This window comes from Commensalibacter sp. M0268, from assembly GCF_016101925.1.
GTDB lineage: Bacteria > Pseudomonadota > Alphaproteobacteria > Acetobacterales > Acetobacteraceae > Commensalibacter > Commensalibacter melissae.
On record NZ_JACFPQ010000002.1, the window covers coordinates 250,870 to 271,149 of the forward strand.

At 36.4% G+C, this 20,280-nt stretch carries 24 protein-coding genes and 1 other RNA gene; 14 read left to right on the top strand and 11 right to left on the bottom strand.

Features of this window, described 5'->3' with window-relative positions:
* Positions 1-70: 70 nt before the first annotated feature.
* Positions 71-1,090, top strand: coding sequence for a dihydropteroate synthase (gene folP, locus H3R28_RS04510; RefSeq protein ID WP_198209817.1), 1,020 nt, complete (start codon positions 71-73; stop codon positions 1,088-1,090).
* Between the two features lie 50 nt (positions 1,091-1,140).
* Positions 1,141-2,496, top strand: a complete 1,356-nt coding sequence (glmM, locus tag H3R28_RS04515; RefSeq protein ID WP_198209819.1) for a phosphoglucosamine mutase — start codon at positions 1,141-1,143, stop codon at positions 2,494-2,496.
* Positions 2,497-2,505: 9 nt separating this feature from the next.
* Here glmM and H3R28_RS04520 read toward each other — a convergent pair whose 3' ends face one another.
* Positions 2,506-3,186, bottom strand: coding sequence for a type 1 glutamine amidotransferase (locus H3R28_RS04520; RefSeq protein WP_198209821.1), 681 nt, complete (start codon positions 3,184-3,186; stop codon positions 2,506-2,508).
* Positions 3,187-3,331: 145 nt separating this feature from the next.
* Entirely contained in the window at positions 3,332-3,868 is a 537-nt protein-coding gene (locus tag H3R28_RS04525) for a peroxiredoxin (protein WP_110438811.1), read from the bottom strand.
* 116 nt (positions 3,869-3,984) lie between these two features.
* On the opposite strand from H3R28_RS04525, the gene H3R28_RS04530 reads away from it, so the two are divergent.
* Complete coding sequence (locus H3R28_RS04530; RefSeq protein WP_155565250.1) at positions 3,985-4,902, top strand: hydrogen peroxide-inducible genes activator; 918 nt, start codon at positions 3,985-3,987, stop codon at positions 4,900-4,902.
* Between the two features lie 86 nt (positions 4,903-4,988).
* Positions 4,989-5,114: a type B 50S ribosomal protein L36 gene (ykgO, locus tag H3R28_RS04535; protein WP_110438813.1), complete on the top strand. Its 126-nt coding sequence runs from the start codon at positions 4,989-4,991 to the stop codon at positions 5,112-5,114.
* A gap of 87 nt (positions 5,115-5,201) precedes the next feature.
* Here the strand turns inward: ykgO and H3R28_RS04540 are convergent, their stop codons facing one another.
* The 4 genes from H3R28_RS04540 to H3R28_RS04555 form a co-directional block, all read right to left on the bottom strand.
* Positions 5,202-5,942: an OmpA family protein gene (locus H3R28_RS04540; protein ID WP_198209823.1), complete on the bottom strand. Its 741-nt coding sequence runs from the start codon at positions 5,940-5,942 to the stop codon at positions 5,202-5,204.
* Positions 5,943-6,001: 59 nt separating this feature from the next.
* Positions 6,002-6,829, bottom strand: coding sequence for an inositol monophosphatase family protein (locus H3R28_RS04545; protein WP_198210047.1), 828 nt, complete (start codon positions 6,827-6,829; stop codon positions 6,002-6,004).
* 170 nt (positions 6,830-6,999) lie between these two features.
* A complete protein-coding gene (efp, locus tag H3R28_RS04550) occupies positions 7,000-7,566 on the bottom strand; it encodes an elongation factor P (protein WP_110438815.1) in 567 nt (188 codons plus the stop codon).
* A gap of 86 nt (positions 7,567-7,652) precedes the next feature.
* Positions 7,653-8,684 carry a lysine-2,3-aminomutase-like protein gene (locus H3R28_RS04555; protein WP_155566617.1) on the bottom strand — a complete coding sequence of 344 codons (1,032 nt, stop codon included), beginning with the start codon at positions 8,682-8,684 and terminating at the stop codon, positions 7,653-7,655.
* 105 nt (positions 8,685-8,789) lie between these two features.
* Between H3R28_RS04555 and epmA the strand changes: the two genes are divergently transcribed.
* Both epmA and H3R28_RS04565 read left to right on the top strand, forming a co-directional pair.
* Positions 8,790-9,776: an EF-P lysine aminoacylase EpmA gene (epmA, locus tag H3R28_RS04560; RefSeq protein WP_198193324.1), complete on the top strand. Its 987-nt coding sequence runs from the start codon at positions 8,790-8,792 to the stop codon at positions 9,774-9,776.
* A 139-nt stretch (positions 9,777-9,915) separates the two neighbouring features.
* Positions 9,916-10,653, top strand: a complete 738-nt coding sequence (locus tag H3R28_RS04565; protein WP_155569083.1) for a fasciclin domain-containing protein — start codon at positions 9,916-9,918, stop codon at positions 10,651-10,653.
* 402 nt (positions 10,654-11,055) lie between these two features.
* Here H3R28_RS04565 and thiE read toward each other — a convergent pair whose 3' ends face one another.
* The gene (thiE, locus tag H3R28_RS04570) at positions 11,056-11,691 is read right to left on the bottom strand and encodes a thiamine phosphate synthase (protein WP_198209825.1); all 636 of its coding nucleotides are present in this window, start codon (positions 11,689-11,691) and stop codon (positions 11,056-11,058) included.
* A 121-nt stretch (positions 11,692-11,812) separates the two neighbouring features.
* On the opposite strand from thiE, the gene H3R28_RS09055 reads away from it, so the two are divergent.
* The gene (locus tag H3R28_RS09055) at positions 11,813-12,187 is read left to right on the top strand and encodes a GtrA family protein (protein ID WP_198209826.1); all 375 of its coding nucleotides are present in this window, start codon (positions 11,813-11,815) and stop codon (positions 12,185-12,187) included.
* A 66-nt stretch (positions 12,188-12,253) separates the two neighbouring features.
* Entirely contained in the window at positions 12,254-13,210 is a 957-nt protein-coding gene (locus tag H3R28_RS04580) for a glycosyltransferase family 2 protein (protein WP_198209828.1), read from the top strand.
* A gap of 72 nt (positions 13,211-13,282) precedes the next feature.
* Here H3R28_RS04580 and H3R28_RS04585 read toward each other — a convergent pair whose 3' ends face one another.
* Positions 13,283-14,197, bottom strand: a complete 915-nt coding sequence (locus tag H3R28_RS04585; protein ID WP_110438822.1) for a class I fructose-bisphosphate aldolase — start codon at positions 14,195-14,197, stop codon at positions 13,283-13,285.
* Positions 14,198-14,309: 112 nt separating this feature from the next.
* Positions 14,310-14,759, bottom strand: coding sequence for a hypothetical protein (locus H3R28_RS04590; RefSeq protein ID WP_198209829.1), 450 nt, complete (start codon positions 14,757-14,759; stop codon positions 14,310-14,312).
* 96 nt (positions 14,760-14,855) lie between these two features.
* On the opposite strand from H3R28_RS04590, the gene H3R28_RS04595 reads away from it, so the two are divergent.
* The 5 genes from H3R28_RS04595 (at position 14,856) to H3R28_RS04615 (ending at position 17,091) form a co-directional block, all read left to right on the top strand.
* Entirely contained in the window at positions 14,856-15,131 is a 276-nt protein-coding gene (locus H3R28_RS04595; protein ID WP_155569086.1) for a hypothetical protein, read from the top strand.
* A gap of 39 nt (positions 15,132-15,170) precedes the next feature.
* A complete protein-coding gene (locus tag H3R28_RS04600; RefSeq protein WP_122124259.1) occupies positions 15,171-15,512 on the top strand; it encodes a cell division protein ZapA in 342 nt (113 codons plus the stop codon).
* Between the two features lie 8 nt (positions 15,513-15,520).
* Positions 15,521-15,677: non-coding RNA, 6S RNA (gene ssrS / locus H3R28_RS04605), on the top strand.
* Between the two features lie 20 nt (positions 15,678-15,697).
* Positions 15,698-16,270, top strand: coding sequence for a 5-formyltetrahydrofolate cyclo-ligase (locus tag H3R28_RS04610; protein WP_198209830.1), 573 nt, complete (start codon positions 15,698-15,700; stop codon positions 16,268-16,270).
* 2 nt (positions 16,271-16,272) lie between these two features.
* Entirely contained in the window at positions 16,273-17,091 is an 819-nt protein-coding gene (locus H3R28_RS04615) for a TIGR00282 family metallophosphoesterase (protein ID WP_198209831.1), read from the top strand.
* Positions 17,092-17,104: 13 nt separating this feature from the next.
* Here the strand turns inward: H3R28_RS04615 and H3R28_RS04620 are convergent, their stop codons facing one another.
* Positions 17,105-18,361, bottom strand: coding sequence for an energy transducer TonB (locus H3R28_RS04620; protein WP_198209832.1), 1,257 nt, complete (start codon positions 18,359-18,361; stop codon positions 17,105-17,107).
* A 150-nt stretch (positions 18,362-18,511) separates the two neighbouring features.
* Here H3R28_RS04620 and H3R28_RS04625 point away from each other — a divergent pair, with 150 nt between their 5' ends.
* A complete protein-coding gene (locus tag H3R28_RS04625; RefSeq protein ID WP_232351221.1) occupies positions 18,512-19,180 on the top strand; it encodes a DNA-3-methyladenine glycosylase in 669 nt (222 codons plus the stop codon).
* 2 nt (positions 19,181-19,182) lie between these two features.
* Here the strand turns inward: H3R28_RS04625 and H3R28_RS04630 are convergent, their stop codons facing one another.
* The gene (locus H3R28_RS04630; protein WP_232351222.1) at positions 19,183-20,199 is read right to left on the bottom strand and encodes an NAD(P)H-quinone oxidoreductase; all 1,017 of its coding nucleotides are present in this window, start codon (positions 20,197-20,199) and stop codon (positions 19,183-19,185) included.
* Positions 20,200-20,280 lie beyond the last annotated feature (81 nt).

The following is a 20,280-nucleotide window of genomic DNA, read 5'->3' on the forward strand; positions in this document are numbered from 1 at the left end:
ATTCTTTTCACTTATTTTATTTGAGATTGATATTAGATGACAGTTTCATGGTTATAGTGTTAAGAATGATATGATTATAAATCCTACAGGATTTTTATTTGGAAATTCAGCCCGGTTTGCAATCAAAAATGAGCTTGCATTACCTTTTGCAGGTCAAGAAAAAAAAGTTGCCTTTTCAATGATTGAGATAATTGAGAATCAAAAACTGGAAATTGGGTATGTCAAAGATTGTTTTCATTCACCCTTATATTCTAATCAGATAAGAAAAATAACAACTGCCTCGCCTCTGGCTGGATTGCCTGAAGGTTCTCTAATTATGGGTATACTGAATGTAACGCCTGATAGTTTTAGTGATGGTGGCAAACATTATTCAAGTTCAACTGCTATTCGGGCCGCTCATAAAATGGTTGAGGATGGTGCGACAGTAATCGATATTGGTGGTGAAAGTACACGGCCTGGCTCTCAACCTGTGTCAACTGAAGAGGAATGTAGTAGAATTATTCCTGTTGTCAAAGCATTAAAAGGATGTGGTGCCTATTTGTCTGTTGATACGCGTCATGCTGAAACAATGAAATATGCCTTAGATGCAGGAGCTGATTTAATTAATGATATTTCTGCTCTTGATGATAGGGAAAGTGCACAGGTTATTTCTCAGGCTCAATGTCCTGTGATTTTGATGCATATGCGTGGAAATCCCCAGACAATGCATCAATATAAGAATTACAACAATGTTTTGGTTGATGTTTTTGCAGAGTTGCAAAGAAAAATTCAAAAAGCGGTAAATGCAGGTATTCGTCGTGAAAATGTAATACTTGATCCGGGTATAGGTTTTGCAAAGAATAATTTTCAAAATATGGAACTTTTAAAAAAATTTCCCGCTTTTGCTAACTTAGGTTGCCGTTTGCTTCTAGCAGTCTCCAGAAAACGTTTTATTAGGGAAATTGCTGGAAAAATGAATTTTGAGGAATATGATGTCGCTACCATGATAGCGTCATCTCCAGCGTTTTATTTTGGAAATTCAATTATTCGTGTTCACAATGTGCCCGCTGCGGTACAAAGCATGAAAATGTGGCAGACTTTATATGGTTGATTTCTGTCATATCAATTGTGATGTTTTATTGTTTAACATGGGAAAAGTTAATGAAAAATCATAGATTACTTTTTGGAACAGATGGAATTCGTGGTACAGCCAATAGTGATCCTATGACGGTAGAAGTGGCACAAAAGCTTGGTCAAGCTGCAGGATTGATGTTCATGGCTGGAAAAGACCATAGAAGACATCAAGTTTTGATCGGCAAAGATACACGTTTATCAGGCTACATGATTGAAAGTGCCTTGGTTGCCGGTTTTTTATCGGCAGGAATGGATGTGATTCTGGTTGGTCCGATGCCTACGCCAGCGATTGCAATGTTGACTCGCTCCTTGCGTGCTGATCTTGGGGTTATGATTTCTGCATCACATAATCCATTCCAAGATAATGGAATAAAAATTTTTAACAGAGATGGATTTAAGCTTTCCGATGCACAGGAGCTTGAAATTGAAGCTATGATGCGATCTGATTTGTCAGGTCAATTGGCTGGTAATGAACATATTGGTCGGGCCGTACGTCTGGATGATGCAGCAGGTCGCTATATTGAACATGCAAAGGCTTCTTTTCCCCGTGGGTGTCGCCTTGATGGTTTGAAAATCGTTATTGATTGTGCAAATGGTTCCGCTTATCATGTGGCCCCCAAGGCACTGTGGGAGTTGGGCGCAGAAGTTATATCGCTTGGATGTAAACCGAACGGTTTAAATATTAATAAAAATTGTGGCTCAACACATCCAGAAACGTTAATCAATTCTGTATTGGAGCATAAGGCTGATTTGGGAATAGCCCTCGATGGTGATGCTGATCGTATGCTGTTGGTTGATGAAGAGGGCAAGCTTATCGATGGTGATCAGATTCTGGCTTTAATTGCATCTTCCTGGGATAGAAAAAAGATGCTCCAAAATCATTCAATTGTAGCGACAGTGATGTCCAATATGGGACTCGAGCAGTTTTTGAATGATACCGGAATTCAATTAACGAGAACCTGTGTAGGTGATCGTTATGTTGTTGAAAAGATGCGTCAACTTGGATGTAATGTTGGAGGGGAACAGTCTGGGCATATGATCCTTTCTGAATTTTCAACGACCGGTGATGGTCTTATTGCTGCATTGCAAGTATTGGCAGTTATTATTGAAGAGGGTAAAAAAGCAAGTGAAGTATGTAGAATGTTTATGCCGTTCCCTCAAAAGTTATATAATATTCGTTTTAACGGAAAAAACCCTTTAAATACTGAAGCAGTTAAAAAAGTCGTAAGGGATGCGGAATTGAAATTGGGTAAAGAGGGAAGGGTCCTTCTAAGGAAAAGTGGGACAGAACCCTTGATTCGTATTATGGTTGAGGCAAAGGATAATCAGCTTGTGGATCTTGTGTTACAGAAATTAAAACAAGTGATTGAAAATAATATCTAGGTATTGACTTTATGTAGTTAAATATGAAAGCAGGTTGTCTATTATTTGATGATTTATTGAATAATATTCCTTTGGGACAGAAAGTATCTCTTTTATGCTTTGAACGAAAGGAGAGAGGGTTTTATCCTGATCATAACAATTTTCAATCATGTTTTGAATCATTGTTAAAGTCATTTCCGGATGGAACTGTAATCCAATTACATTATTCTTTATCATAAAGGCCTGATGTGGGCAACCTTGACTAAATGCGAGCAATTTGGCATGTGCTGGAATATCAAATTGTTCACCATGCCATAAAAATGTGACAAAATTTTCAGGCCATTTGATTTTCTTACGCTCCTTGGATTGAATTACCTGAATAGGAAACCAACCAATTTCTTTATGCTTAGCGATTGTAATATGGGCATCATAAATGTCAGCAATTAATTGAGCCCCCAAACAAATGCCTAGAGTTGGAATATTTTTATTTATTAAGTTTCTAATTAATTGTTTTTCTTTTGATAACCATTTATATTTTTTTTCATCATGAACACTCATGGGACCACCCATGATAATTAAAAGATTGATGTTATAGGAAAGAGGAATGTTTTTTTCAACCATTTCGTACAATTTCAAAATAATTGTTTCATATTGATGTATTTTTAGCCAATCAAGAATATAACCCGGTGTCTCAAAAGAAGTATGCTGCAAGATTAAAGCCTTCAAGATTGTTTCCTTTGGTATGAATGTTTATGTTAAAAATTTTGAAGAATTATAATAATATTATTAGCAAATTGAAATAAAAAAGCCTCTTGATATGAGATCAAGAGGCTTTGATGATTTATCAATGGATAAACTAAAGAGTTTTATCCCCTTTGTGCCAGCTGCAAGGACAAAGACCCCCGTTTTGCAAAGCATCAAGAATGCGAAGGAATTCTTCTGGATTGCGACCAACAGACAGGTCATTTGCACTGACGTGACGGATAATCCCTTCTGGATCAACAATATATGTCGCTCTTAAATCAACACCAGCTTCATAATGAAGAATACCTAATGCTGCAGAAAGTTCGCGCTTGTTGTCAGCCAGCATTGGAATCTTCAGATTTTTTAAAGTTTCATTATGAAGACGCCAGTTTAAATGAACATATTCAGAGTCAATCGATACACCGTAAACAGCAGTGTTACGTTCTGAAAATTCTGTTTCCATGTCGCTAAAAGCCGCGATTTCCGTTGGGCAAATGAATGTGAAATCCATAGGCCAAAAGAAAAATAATTTCCATTTACCCTTGTCGCTTTGATTATTGATCGTTATAAATTCTCCATTCAGTCCATCAGGACCAGCAGGAACAGTTGTAAGACTAAAAGATGGAAATTGATCACCAACAGTCAACATATTATTTTCTCCTAATAAAATAACATTATAAAATTTTTTTGGTTCCTCTATTAATATGTGTAAAAAATGCTAATATTTCAAATGAAATATTTAGTAATGAATGATTGAAAAAAACGATGGAAGCACTCCCTTCGCCGCAACAATTACGTTATCTTATTGCATTGTCAGAATTACATCATTTTGGTCGTGCGGCAAATGCCTGTTCTGTCACACAGTCAACATTATCTGCAGGAATTTTAAGTTTAGAACGTCAGTTGAATGTCTCTATATTGGATAGAACAGCGGGAAAAAGGGTTGTATTTACACCATTGGGACAGGAAATAGCTGAACAAGCAAGAATTGCATTACAGGGTTTGGAAACGGTTCGTGAAATGGTAAGTTTTGCGCATGAACCACTTTCCTCTTCTTTGAGGCTTGGAATCATTCCCACAATTGCACCTTATATTTTATCTTTTTTGGTTAGGGAAATTCGGAAAACCTATCCAAAACTAACTTTGACTATTCAGGAAGATATAACTGAAAATCTAATGGAAAAATTATTCATTGGATATCTCGATTTATTGATTATTGCAATGCCATGTTCCTGTGGAGGTGCGGATACCTATGCGCTTTATAAAGACAAATTCTATTTAATAACACCCAAGGATCATGTCTTAGCCTCTTTGGATAGGGTGTCATTACATCAGATTGATCCAAAAGAAATTATAATGTTGCAAGATGGTCATTGTTTACGCGATCAGACCATTGATATGTGTCGACAAAGTCAGACCATGAAAGCGGTCAACGATTTCAGCAACAATTTTGTCGCCTCTTCTCTGGATACGGTAATAAGTATGGTTGAAGTCGGTTTGGGAATTGCATTTATTCCCGAAATGGTTATTAGATCCGGTGTAATAGTAAACAAGGATGTAGCTGTCTGTTCTTTAGAGGGAAATCCAGCCTGGAGAACAATTGGCCTGGCTTGGCGTAGAAATTCATTGAGATCGGCAGAATTCAAGCAATTTGAAAAAGTTTTCCAAAAGCTTAAACTTTAGAAAATAATCGCTTTGCATTTGACATTTTTTAATTTTTCTTTATATAAAAAGGGACTTTTGTATTTATTGCCTGGGATGAATTAATTATGAAAATCAGAAATAGTTTACGTTCTGCGAAACTCCGCGATAAAGATTGTCGCATTGTTCGCCGTCATGGAAAAGTATATGTAATCAACAAGAAAAATCCGCGAATGAAAGCACGTCAAGGTTAGTTCTAAATTTGTTTTACTTTTTACAATCCTCTGTTTAAGAGGATTTTTTATAGAATATACAATTCAAACAATATGCGTTTAAAAAAGTTATTTTTTGTCTTTTACTAAATCTGAACGTACCATTTCAACATAATCTGGATTTGCATTTGTATTTGATTCCGGTATGCCTTTTGCAATCAAATAAATGCGAGTGGCCGGAATACCCTGATTAATTAAGACAGCACGTATAGTAAGCCCACGATTTAAGGCGTTTCTTCTTGGTGTAGATATATCATCAACAGTTCCATGACTATATGCATTAAGGTAAATCTGAACGTTAGGATTCCGCTTAAGTACATTAGCCATATCCATTACCGTTTTCATCATTATTTCGTTTAATTCAGATTCATCTCCCTTAAAATTAATGATGGTGTGTTGATAATTAACCACGACATTTCCTTGGGCTTTAGGATTAATCTTAGGCATGGCAGGAGAGGCTGGTGGATGTAAAGGTACGTTTAGCTCTGGATCTCTAAAAACAGGGTTAGGAGGTGGGGAATTGGGAATTGGCGGGATGACAGCTTGTGTTTGTTTTGGTTTTGACTGCGAAATTTTGGCAGGATTTGTTGGTTGTTTTGTGTGTTTGGAAATAGAAGTTGCTTTTTTATTTTTTGTCGATTTTGGTTGGATATTTTTTGCAGGACCTAGATTATTCAAGGCTGAATTATTGACACTAACCTGGGCAAAAATCATGTTATTCCAAGAGGAAAACAATACGGTTGAAAATATGGTCAAATAATAAAGATGCTTTTTTTTTAGTGCCGGTGCAGAAGATGATAAAAAAAACATTTGATGAATTCTCAACCTGTTAGAATAAAAGAATAACTAAAATTAATTATCATTTATTATCAAGGTTTGGAAATGTTTTCTAATATTGTTTCCCTAATTTTAGGAAAAAGCGCTGCATTTCCTGCAACAGTATTAACAGACATTTTTAGATCATCTAATGGATTTCCTTCAGGATCGGTTACATATCCGCCCGCTTCCTTGACCAGTAGAATTCCTGCGGCAACATCCCAGGGTTTTAAATCCATTTCCCAAAAACCTTCATAACGGCCTGCTGCAACCCATGCTAAATCCAGGGCAGCGGCACCATAGCGTCTTATGCCTGCAATTTTTGGCATGACTGATTTAAGGATTTTTACAAATTTTTCCTGTTTATTAATGTCGGAAATGGCAAAAGGAATGCCAGTGGCAAGTACAGCTTGAAACATGTCTCGTCGAGAGGAAACGCGAAGGCGACGTTCATTCAGAAAAGCGCCGACACCCTTTTCAGCCCAAAACATTTCATTGGCAACCGGGTTATAAATAACGCCGGCAACGATTTCAACCTGACCTTTATCATTACGTTTCTGAAGGCCTATGGAAATTGCCCAATGTGGAATTCCATGTAAAAAATTAGTTGTTCCATCAAGAGGATCAACAACCCAGCGCCAGTTCCAGTTATCTCCCCCTGAGGCACCGCTTTCTTCCATAAGAAGGGCATATCCAGGTCTCGCTTTACTGAGTTCTGTTTTAATAGTCGATTCGGCCTTTAGGTCTGCCTGCGATACGAAGTCCCCGGGACCTTTGACACTCACTTGCAACATCTCAACTTCATTAAAATCACGAAGAAGCGTGCGTGCAGCTTTTTGTGCTGCATTCTGCATTACGGTCATATGAGGGGAAAGTCGAATCGCCATTAATTTTTCCTAGAATTTACAAAAGGCATTTGAATTTTTCAGTCAGTATTTAACCTAACTTAATAATGCAAATTTAAAAAGATGTCTTTCTTAATTGACTAAGATTTGACATCTTTTCTTTAGATCAAAATAAAAATGGTTTAGGTTTAAAACTATAAAAAAGCCTAATTTTTTGCTCTTTCAACATAGCTACCATCTTCTGTTCGTACAACGATTTTTTCTCCAGCCTCGATAAAAGGGGGAACCATTGTTTTTACACCATTGGATAACATGGCGGGCTTATAGGAAGAACTTGCTGTTTGACCTTTTACCACAGGTTCGGCCTCAACAATTTCCAAGGTTACCTGAGGGGGCAATGTGACGGAAATGGGATCGCCCTCAACCAAATTGACTATGACCTTCATATTATCCTGCAGAAAAGCAACCTGATCCCCAAGTATATCTTTTGGCAACATAAATTGTTCAAAAGTTTCCGGGTCCATGAACACAAGATTATCACCATCTTCATAAGAGTAATTATATTCTTTGTCTTCGGTTAACAGACGTTCGACGGTATCGGCAGTACGCCAACGTTCATTGGTTTTGTTGCCTGTTTTAAGATCACGCATTTCGACTTGAATAAAGGCACCGCCTTTACCAGGTGTGATGATTTGCTGCTTAAGGACAGACCACCGACGTCCATCATGTTCAATAACCTGACCTGCACGGATTTGGTTTGCCTGTTGTTTCATAATACTCTCTGATGATTAAAATACTAAAAAGACGGTTTATTGTTCTTTTTATATAAAATGGACTAGGCGTTGCTGCAAGATATAATTTAAATTTTATGATTATGATTTTTAGGGTCAAGAATCGAGGATGGTTTTTCGGGATCATAATAGTCTGGTCCCAATGGAACTTTTCCATACCCTCCAGGAATATCAAGAACATAGGTAGGCCAAGCTATACCTGTAACGCGCCCTCTTAATGCACGAAGTAATTCCTGTCCATTATTAATGGGTACATAAAATCGATTGGTGCCAGGCGCTTTATCCAGCTGATGTAAATAATAGGGCTTTATCCGCCATTCAACAAAAGATCTCAATAGGTTTTCCAGAGTTTCAATATTATCATTCACATTTTTCAATAATACGGATTGACTAAGAAGAGGTATCCCTCTCGAGAGCAAACTGCGAATGGCCTTGAATGCGTAAGGGGTGAATTCAGCTGGATGATTGGCATGAACAACGATCCATAGCGCCTTGTCTGTGTCCAGACTTTCAATAAAGATCTTGTTCATAAGAGAGGGTGCGGAAAAAGGGACACGTGTATGAATCCGTATGGTTGAAACATGCGGTATGTTATTTATTTTTTGTATAATCAGTTTCATTCGACGTGGCGAAAGAATAAAGGGGTCGCCCCCTGAAAGAATAACTTCACGAATTTTGGAATGTTTTTCAATCCATTGAAGTGCTGCAATCAATTCCCTGTCATTAAGTAAACCGTGATCTGGGCCAACATGTTCCCTGCGGAAACAGAAGCGGCAATAGACAGGACAAATCTGTAGAGGTTTCAATAATACACGGTCTTCATAACGATGAACAATCCCTTTGATTGGTGATAATGCTTCATCTCCAATGGGATCATGCATTTCATCCGGGGTAATTTTCAATTCATCAGGATGAGGAATGTATTGTAGACCGATTGGGTTGGGGTCATTCTTTTCAAAATCATGAATAAGATTCACCATTTCAGGAGAAATGGCGGTGGCATAAAACTGTTCCAATTCTTGCAGAGGCTTTCTAATGGTTTGATCAATTAGCCTGGAATCAATTAAATCCTGAACATTTCGAAGTGTTTTTGATGTCATGAATTTTTTCTTGCTTTGAAGAGGAAAGCTTTTATTTAATTTAAATTGTTACATATTTAAAGACATAAATAAATTTCTCAACATAATAAGGAACCCTGCAATATTATGTCTGATCTTAGAGTATCGATAGCCGATCGTTTACCTTTATTGAATCGTCGTCAATGGATCATGAAATCCATTCGCAGTTTTTTTGATGCTCGAGGATACATGGAAATTGAAACGCCTTATTTGGTCAAAACTCCTGGGGAGGAAGTCCATTTACATCCGTTTCATTCGGTATATGAAACTCCCCAAGGGGAAAAATACAATCTCTTTCTTCATACCAGTCCAGAATTTTCCATGAAGAAGGTAATGGCAGAAATTCATCAGCCTATTTTTCAGTTGGCACGGGTTTGGAGAAATCAGGAGGGAGGTAATATTCATTCATCAGAATTCACGATGTTGGAATGGTATAGACCTAACTGTTCCCTTGGTGATCTTATGGATGAAACAGAATTGCTGTTAAAGAGGTTATTGCCACCTTATATTGATTATAATCATTACAAGCTTGATTTTACCAAACCGTTTCAACGTCTGACAATTCAACAAGCCTTTGAGATTTATGTTGGTATTGACTTGCTTGATCTTCCTGAAGATGTTGCCTTATTGGCAAAGGCGGCAAAGGTTGATGCAAGGAATAATGAAACATGGGAAGATTTGTTCTTTCGTCTTCTATTGGAAAAAGTCGAACCGAATATAGGAAGACAAAATCCAACGTTCCTGACCCATTGGCCTTTAAGCCAAGCAGCTCTGGCAAAAAAGGATCCTTTGGATCCGCGGGTGGCTTTGCGATTCGAATTATATGCAGGAGGTCTGGAACTGGCAAATGCATTTGAAGAATTGACCGATCCACTGGAGCAGAGAAAAAGATTTGTTTACGATCGTCAGCGTCGTTCTGAATTATATCCTGAAATGAAATATTGGGAGATGGATGAGGAATTATTGCTTTCGCTTGAAAAATTACCTGTGTGTTCGGGAATTGCCATGGGTGTAGATCGATTGGTCATGTTGGCAACAGGTGTGACCAATATACAGAATATATTATGGGTATGAATAACGTAGTTTTATTGATAGAAATAAATGATTGAATGCTTGTCGAAATGTTTATTACAAGTTAAATCATAGAGATATTATGTCTAAAGTTTATTAAGCGCTGGCAAGAGTAAGAATTTAATATAAGGATTTTGACAGGATGAGACATTTAAACGTTGGTAATTGGGCTGATAAAAATTATTTAAAAAAAATTTCAATTCGAATTTGTGGTTTTATAGGACTACTTTCATTAGTTAATTGTTCCAATAGTGGTGTCCCCGAGCATGAACGAGAATGTCAATGGCATGGGAGCCCATCCTGGTATTGCCGTCATACTGCCAAAGTTGATACATATTATACGAAAGGGAGCACAAAACTTTATTTTATTCCTTCTTACAATAATGTTAAAGAATTTCCAGTGCCCAATATGCCTGTTTATGCTGACGAATCATTGGATCAAACAGTAAGAGCCTCTATCGTGTTGGCGGATTATACGGCGGCATTGCGGAAAACAGGTCTGTTATCGATTATTGAACGTCGGGGTCCCTATACGCTTTTTGCAGTACCAAATGCACCAATGGAAAAGCCTAAATTTTTTGTGAATGGTTCATTGATGGACGTTCAGAATGAATCTTATTTGAAAAGATTGATGGGGTATACAATAGTGTTTGGAAGTTATTCACCTGAATATCTCAAAAAACTGGTATTGCAACATAATGGAACTTACACTCTAACAACCTATTATAATGATCCATTATATATTTCCTTGGACGATACCAAACAGCAATTGATAGTTAAAAACAAGGTTGGAGAAAGAAATAAAATCTGGGTAAATGGCATTCCCCAAGCCAATGGTTTCATATATGTGACTCAAGATTTACTGAATGTTGTTCCATAATTGAAAGAAATTTTGTAAATCGCAATAAAAGAGATGAAAGTCATTTTAAAATATAGGTTCGTATTTTTTTTCTTATATAGTTTTCTATATTTCTATCCCTTTCATTGCGTGGGCATATCAGAATCAAATCGATCGTGATATACGTTAAAAAATTAAACAGATAAAACATAATACTCGTTTAATCATTTTTGGTAAAAAACAGCAATTGATCAAGTTTCAGCATTGTATTTAACAGTTCATAATTATGATTTCAGAAGTGATTTAATTCGTATTGGATATTCTTCCTCTTAAAAAGCTGGATGTTGCTTATGTCGGTATTATTAGAAAAAAAACGAATTTTTTTAGTTAATAATTTTATCCAAGATAATTGCAGATTTATTTTTATTACTAATTATAGAATGGTTATTCTTGCTCAGCCTCGTTTATAGATTTTAATATTTCTTTGATTCCTTGGGCTGGACCTTCAGCATGTCCCCATACAGCATTTATAACTGCAAGAAAGTCTGCGCCAGCCTTTACAAGGGGTTTGCAATTTTCAGATGTAATGCCGCCAATTGCAACTACAGGAAGTTCCATTAATTCTGACCACCATTTTAAGAGTTCAACAGGAGTGCGAATTTCTGTATTTTTGGTTGGTGAAGGAAAAAAGGCGCCATAGGCAATATAATCAGCGCCGCTTTCACCAGCTTGCATTGCCAAGTCTTTACTGTCGTAACAGGAAACACCTAATTGTAAATGATCCCCAACAATTTGTCGGGCTTGTTGTATAGGCATATCTTCCATACCTATATGAACACCGTCACATTCAAATTTTTTTGCCAGATCTGGACGGTCATTAAGTATAAAAGCAATATCACGTTCCTGAACGACAGGTTTAAGAATTTCAATTGCTTGGCATATTTCAAGGTCCGTGACGTTTTTTAAGCGAAGTTGAACAGCTGCAATAGGTCCGGCTTCAAGGGCTTCAACGAGTAAGGGTTTAAATTTTTCTGGATTAAGTTGAGGTGGTGTTAATAAGTATAACTGGCAATTAGACATTATCTTGTTAATTCGATATTGGATTGTTTTTGATAAAAAGATAGGTTAGAACCTGTTTAATAAAAAGATATAGATATGTATAGAGAATAAATAACGTTCCATTTCTGTTTTAATGAAAATAATGTTGGTCACTTTTACTAAATATGTCGTTGTTGGAGTAGCGAATACCCTCTTAACTTTAGGCATTAGTTTTATTCTTATATATTTTAAAGTCAATTTGTATTTGGCTAATATTATTGGATATATTTTTGGATTTATTTTAAGTTTTATTTTAAATTCATTATTTACTTTTTCAGTACAATTGAGTGTTTTAAGGTTTTCAAAATTTTTTATAACTTTTTTACTTTGTTATTTTTTAAACCTCTTAGGTATGAAAATATTCTTAGATTATTTTTTGATATCTTATAATTTAAAAGCCTATTTTGCCCAATTGATTGGAATGATCGTTTATACTTTGAATAGTTTTTTTATTAATAAATTCTGGGTCATGAAATAAATAATACATTGATGTTATTGTATGAGAATGGAAGATAAAAGGGATTTTTATAAAGCGGGGTGAAATATGGATAAAGAAACAATTCCCTCATTAGCTCTGATCGTGCCTTGTTATAACGAATCGGAGATATTTAAACATAGTTTAAATATTTTAAAAAACTTTCTCAATTGCCTGGTTGAAGAAAAAAAAATCAGGGAAAATAGCTATATTCTTTTTATTGATGATGGAAGTGAAGATGATAGTTGGCAGCAAATTATACTGGCTTCACGTGAATTATCCTGTGTAAGAGGAATAAAATTATCCAGAAATTGTGGGCATCAAGTTGCACTGATAGCGGGTTTATCTTCGGTTGATACGGACATATGTATCAGTATTGATGCAGATTTGCAGGATGATATACAATGTATAGACAAAATGGTTGAAAAATATAAACAGGGATTTGAAATTGTTTATGGAGTCAGAAAGGATCGTTCCACGGATACTGTTTTTAAAAGAGGAACCGCAATTTTATTTTATCAATTAATGGAAAAAATGGGGGTTGAACAAATTGCCAACCATGCGGATTATCGTCTGTTAAGTTATCGTGCTTTGCAGAGTCTGCTGAAATTCAAAGAATGTAATATATATATACGTGGTTTGATACCTTTACTTGGTTACAAACAAGCCAGGGTCTATTACGCAAGAAGTGAACGTTTGGCGGGTGAATCAAAATATCCATTGAAGAAGATGTTGGGACTTGCACTAGAAGGGATTACCTCTTTTTCAATAATACCTTTGAGAATAATTTGTTTTATTGGATTTGTAACTTGTTTTATTTCACTAATTGCAATTGGCTATATATTGACTGAAAAAATGATGGGCTATGTTGTTCAGGGTTGGGCTTCTGTTCTTATATCAATCTTTTTTTTAGGTGGAATGCAACTTTTTTCTTTGGGAATTATAGGTGAATATATCGGAAAAATTTATATGGAAGTAAAAAAGCGTCCCAAATTTTTTATTGAAGATACTATAATGAAGGAATAATAAATTATTAATTAAAAAAAGCGTTTTAGTTATGTAATAAAACGCCTTTATATTATATGCAAACTATAGTTATTATTTTTTAAAGATATCAACAAGTTTATTTAAAATTTCTAAGGCTTCATGACGTGGGCGCTGAAAGACATTACGTCCAATTATAGCTCCGTTTGCACCGCCATCTTTTAGTGATTGATATGTTTCTAAAAGATTTTTTTCCGAGGTATGGGTTCCGCCTGAAAAAATAACCAATCGACGTCCGGCAAAAGCGGATTGCATGATATGTTCAGTGCGTTTGGTTAAACTGGAAATGTCAATTTTTTCTTTTTCATACACTTTTTTGGCTTCAGGCAAATGTAGATGAGCTGTAGGTGGCTTAATTTTAATAATATGGGCACCCATTTGAGCGGCAATATGTGCGGCATAGGCACAGACATCAATGGCTGTTTCACCATCTTTATCCAGTGAGGGGCCGCGTGGATAACTCCAAATGACTGAAATTAATCCAACGGATTTTGCTTCCTCAATAATTTCCTGAAGATTTCTCATCTGATCATAAAAATAATCACTTGCGGGATATATTGTATATCCGATACCGACACAACCTAAACGGAGAGCTTCCTTAACTGAACCTGTTATTCCTTGATTTTTTGCATTGTTCAGGCAATTTGCATTGTTAAGTTTAAGAATGGTTGGAATTTGATGGGCATAGATGCCAGCCCCACATTCCAACGCTCCCAATGGAGCGGCATAAGCGTTTAATCCTGCGTCAATGGCAAGTTCATAATGATAATGAGGATCATAGGCCGCTGGATTGACAGCGAATGATCTTGCTGGTCCATGTTCTACCCCTTGATCAACAGGGAGAATAATAAGTTTGCCTGTTCCCGATAGTTTACCGTGCATTAACAACCGTGCAAGATTACGTTTTGTTACTGGGCTATCACTTTCGTAATTATTAAGAATATGTTTAATTTGAGGGGTTAGTTTCATTGTTAAACCTAAAAACAAATCATTAGAGAAGTGGAAAATTATAATATTCTTTTCCAGAAAGGATAGTAAAATTAAGTTTATGTGATTTTTTGTAATATGAAATAATCATTACTTAGAAGTAAGAGAATCTTAATTCGGTCAAGTCAAAACTTTCTGAACGTTTGGTTAAAATAGTCGCTTGAAGTGATTCTGCACGATTTTTGAGGAGGTTAAACTGTTTTGATTTTGAATTAAAGAGTATTTTTCTTTGGCCAAGTCTCAAAGCCGCCAATGCCAATCCGGCATTATCGTAGCAATCTAGTGCGTCATCAGTTGGATTTGAAAAAAGTTGTTTGCCAAATTTTATAAGTTGCATCCACCAGCGTACACCCATATAAGCAACAGCATTCTGGGGAGAGATGAAAGTTATAGGGCAGTAATTATTTTTAATATGTGAAGTAATAAAGTAAAATTGGGATAAATGATTGACGGTAAAAAAGTATGCATTTGTATCAGTAGTGTATTTATTAAATGAGAAAATTATATTTTTTTGTGATATAAAAGTGAATTTATGGGCTTGCATTTTGGATAAGTGTCTTTTTTTAAGTATTTAATCGATAATTACCTTTAAAAAATAAAAAGGTTTTTATTATTTGGATATCATATAAGGTGTAATAGCATGGAAACGCATGAAGTCATTAGTACAATTGAATCTGATAATAAAAACAATTCAGAAAAAATAAATATATTGTCTATAAACAATACTGAGGAGGGAAATAATCAGGATTCATCAGATAAAAAGCTTGAAAAGGCGTTTGATAAAATAGAATTTTTTTTAGACAAAAAATTATCTTCACCTGATTTTATAAATTCAAATAAAAATGTAGATAAAATTTTAGCAAATTTAGACATTTTAATTACCCAGGTAAAAGATGTATTATTAAAAGTGGATTAGTTGGAAAATAAAATTAACAAGATCGTTAGAGATGAAAGAATGGCGCAAGTAACAATTTCCATTAATGGTTTTAATTATACAGTTGGATGTGAGGACGGGCAGGAAGGTCATTTACAGGCAATGGCCAATATTGTTGAACAACATATAGATATGATAAGAAAGATAGGGGGCCAGAGTGGTGAAGGACGCTTGTTGGCTCTGGCAAGCCTGATTATGGCGGATAAGCTTCATGACATAACTAATCAATTGAATGCATTGGAAAAAAAACAAAATGAGCATGAGATTGAGGTTTTAAGAAACAAGAACCGTGAATTGCAAGAACAATTAAAATATTTCTCCGAACGGGCGGAGACTATTGCAGACAGGATTGAAATAGCCTAAATATATAACGGAGGCTGCCTGGTTCGTTAGAAAGTTCATCTCCTGGGCCGATAATTTCTTCCAAGGGAGCTGGCGCTGACGTAATCGTGGTTTCGTTATTCTGGCACCCACCTGTATTTGCAGGTCCGGAAGAGCTGACAGTTCGACGGCTATGGCGGCTTCTTTATTTTTATTAAAAGACATAGATGCAAAATATTTCAAATCAAAAAAAAATGCTGCGAAAAAAAATGCGGCAATTAAGAATTGAAAATCAAATTTTACAGCAAAAAAAAAATAAACAGTTAAATCGAAATATTGTTCAGTATATTCATAAAAAACATTTTCGTAGTCAGAAAGTTGCGTTTTTTTGGCCTCTTGAATTTGAAGCGGACATACGGGATAGTTTGCATGAATTATATCGGCAGGGATATCGTATTCTATTACCCGAAACGCCACCGGTGGGATTGGCCTTGCAGTTTCACTTATGGTATCCGGAAGTGCAGTTGAGGCCTGGACGGTATAAAACCTTATATCCAGATACGGAAATCATGCACCCCCAGATAATTATGCTACCCTTACTGGCATTTGACCGGAAGGGTAATCGATTGGGTTATGGTGGAGGGTATTATGATAGAACATTGGCTGTTTATCCGACGGTTAAAACCGCTGGTATTGCTTTTTCCTATCAAGAGGTATCAACCGTACCGGTTGAAAAATTTGATTGTTCTTTACAAACGATCATTACTGAAACAGAGATTATTTACAGTCAGAAGGATTAAAGGTGCGTATTGCTTTTCTAGGGGATATAGTAGGTCGTAGCGGTCGAGAAGCCGTTATAAAAGAATTGCCCATGTTAAGAGCTAAACTATGTTTGGACCAGGTTATTGTAAATGCAGAAAATGCCAGTCACGGATTTGGGTTGTCTCCTATTATCGCACAGGATCTTTTCAGGGCGGGTGTCGATGTTATTACCTTGGGTAATCACAGTTGGGATCGTAAAGACCTGATTACCTATATCGCACAGGATCCACGTATAGTCAGACCTATTAACTATCCCATCGGGACTCCGGGGCAGGGCTATCATATCTCCTTTACAAAGAATGAAAAAAAAATATTGGTTATCAATGCAATGGGTCGTCTATATATGGATCCGCTTGATGATCCTTTTAAAATGATTGAAACTCTTTTGATATCCTATCGGTTGGGTGAAACAGTAGATGCCGTATTGATAGATATACATGCCGAGGCTTCAAGTGAGAAAATGTCTCTTGGATATTATCTGGATGGAAAAGTTTCTGCGGTTATAGGAACGCATACGCATGTTCCTACAGCTGATTATCGGATTTTGCCGTTGGGTACTGCCTATCAAACGGATGCGGGTATGTGTGGGGATTATAACAGTGTCATCGGTATGCAGAAAGAGGCGGCCATTAACCGTTTTGTTACAAAAATGCCTGGATATCGTTTTCAGCCAGCTGAAGGATCAGCCACTATTTGCGGATTATTCATTGAAACAGATGATGTAACGGGATTGGCAAAACGTACGTTCCCCATTCGTTTCCAGGGTGAACTAGACACTTTTTTGCCTGATATAAAATAAAGCAGAATACAACTCATTGTCGCAATAAAATATAATTGATTTTTAAATCCATATCAAAATGATCTGGAAGGTCCGGAGGGATTTTGGGTAGTTGTGCATTTCTGAACATTCCAAGGATTGCCGCATCCAGAGCGTCAGAACCTGAGGAGTTGGTAAGATTTATCGAGAGAACCTGTCCATCCCGGCTGATAACGACATGAACGGAAGGACTGCCATCTTCTCCTTTACGAATAGCATCAGGTGGATAATACATATGTTGTTGGATCCAGGCTGCAATCAAATCACTGTAATCGGAACTTACCCCTTTAATAGTAAATTTATCTGCATATGGAGTATTGATTTTACCATTTTTGACTAGAGGACCAGTGGACATATTAATGGCTGAACGTGACCCCTGGGGTCTTATTTTTGCCATTCTGCGATGAGAGGCGTTGGGATTTTCATTAAAATCCAGGTTTGTCAGGTTTTCAAAAGGTGATTGAGATCTTACGGGATGAGCAGTTTTTCTTTTGATCCGTGGGGGAATATTTTTATAAAAATATTTATGTTCTTGATTTAAATTGATTTTCCTGTTTTTGTGTCTCAATTTTTCTTTTTTGGATGGTATTGGTTCCGCATCGGGTTGTGGAACTGTTATTCTGTTTTCAGATGGGTTTTCATCCGGTTTTGGAACTGAGGCTATTTTTGGAGGTACAGGAAGCGAATCAGGAATGGGAGGGGGAGAAATCGCCTTGCTTGGGGCTGGTTCCCCATTATATCCTTCACCTTTTAATCCTGATTGTCCTGTGGATCGAGGTAGAAAAACGACATCTACTGGTTTACCCTGACTACTATTTCCATATGGATTGGTATTTTTGTGATTTATATAGAGGCTTCCCATAAAAATAAGAAGTACAATAATTCCATGAAAAAAAAGGGAAGTGGTAAAATCTAAAAAAAAAGGATGTTTTTTTGATTGGTCAGGAACATGAAGACAGGTATTTTTATCTATTGAATAGTGTAAAAATCGACCTGTTATAATTTTCTCAAGTTTATTGTCAATATTATCAAAAAGTCTAAAATTGCTATTGAAAGGTTCTTTGCGAAGAAGTTTGAAGCCTTTCAATAAATGGTTATAATTTTTAGGGCGATCCAGCAGGGAAGGTTTTAAATGGCATACCGATTGATGATGAATTACTGATCGATCTGATTTTTGAACCAAATTCCAATATAAATGACGTTTGCCTTTTCGTCTGCCAGATATTGGGGAAGGGTGTCTACCAATGTTCATTCGACTGTAATTTTCTTCGGATGGAATGTTTATTGACTAAAACTTTATCTATTTAACATAATGTAATCTAAAAAAGAATAAATCTTCGATTAAAATAATAATTAATATTATTTCTATATATTATCGTGTCATTAAACTGGATATGAGATAATGACTATTTTAATGATCAAATCATCATCTGACATTGAACAGGGAATGCGATTTCTTGAAAAAACAGATCAAGATCTAGCAAAAATTATTGATAAAGAAGGACCCTGTCGATTGAAAATCGATAGGAAAACGCCTTATGATGCCTTATTGCAGGCCATAGCGGGGCAGCAATTGCACGCAAATGCAGCGAACGCTATTTTAAACAGGTTGAAATTGGCTAATTCGGGAGCTTTGCCAGATCCTGGAGCTTTGTTAAAATTAAGGCCGGATCAATTACGAGAGTGCGGCTTTTCATTTCGCAAGATCGATTCCCTATACGCTCTGGCCATGGCTACCCTGGATGGTATTGTTCCAGGCTATGAAGAGGCTTTAACTTTATCAGATCAAGATCTTATTGACCGTATAACCGTTCTGCCGGGAGTTGGACGCTGGACGGTTGAAATGCTTTTAATTTTTACACTTGGTCGTATGGATATCATGCCAAAAGATGATTTTGGAATTAGGGAAGGCTGGCGTATTTGTAAAAATCTTGCACTGCAGCCTAAACCCAAACAACTGGAAATTGTCACCAGGATATGGAGTCCATTCAGGACAATCGGGGGATGGTATTTATGGCGAGCTGTTGAGCAATCAAAACCTTTGAATAAACGTAACCCTTTAACATTATAAAATTAATCAGAAAATTGTGATAGATCCAGAACAATTTTTCCGATATGCTTATTGCTTTCCATCAATTGATGCGCCTTTCTGACTTGTTTAAATGGAAAAATTTTGAAAACTTGAGGTTCAATAATTCCGGTATCTAAAAGTGGCCATACATGTTTATGTAAAGCGCGCGCGATTTTTCCTTTAAATTTTGTATCACGAGGTCTTAAAGTGCTGCCTGTAACAGTAACACGCTTCATGGCGATCAATCCCAGATTCACATTTTCCGCCTTTATACCTCCTTGGAATGATATGATAACCAAACGTCCTTCTTCACTGAGAGATTTAATATTATCACTGAAATAAGAAGCGCCCATAATATCTAAAATCAGATTAACACCTTGTTTATTCGTAAGCGATTTGATTTTTTCATAAAAATTATCTTTTTTATAATTTATAAAGTCAGTTGCGCCCAATTTTTTACAAAAACTCCCTTTTTCTTCAGTGCCAACAGTCGTATAAATGGTTGCTCCAAAAGCTTTGGCTAATTGAATTGCGGTAGTGCCTATTCCGCCACTGCCGCCATGGATCAGAAGGGAATCATTCGGTTTTAGATTGCCGATTGCAAAAAGGTTTGTCCAAACTGTAAAAAAAGTTTCAGGTAAAGCCGCCGCTTTTATAGCGTTATATTGTTTGGGCCATGGAAGACACTGTACGTAGGGAACAGAACAGTATTGTGCATATCCACCACCATTTGTTAATGCACAAACTTTGTCTCCGATGGAAAAATGGGAATTTGACGGGGATGAAACAATTTCTCCTGCTATTTCTAAACCCAAATGTGGACTTGCATTTTTGGGAGGCGGATAATTGCCCTGTCTTTGAACGATGTCAGGACGATTGATACCGGCAGCTTCAACCTTTATTAAAACTTCATTTCTTCTTGGTACGGGAACGGGAATACTGGATAATTTCAAAACGTCTGGATTACCCGGTTGATCAAAGGTTACCGCTTGCATCATAGAGGGAAGAGAAATGGACATATATTAATGCTTTCATGAATGAGGAGTAATTACAGTTTATTTGACCATAAAAAGGAATATTTTATAATAAAATGTAATTTA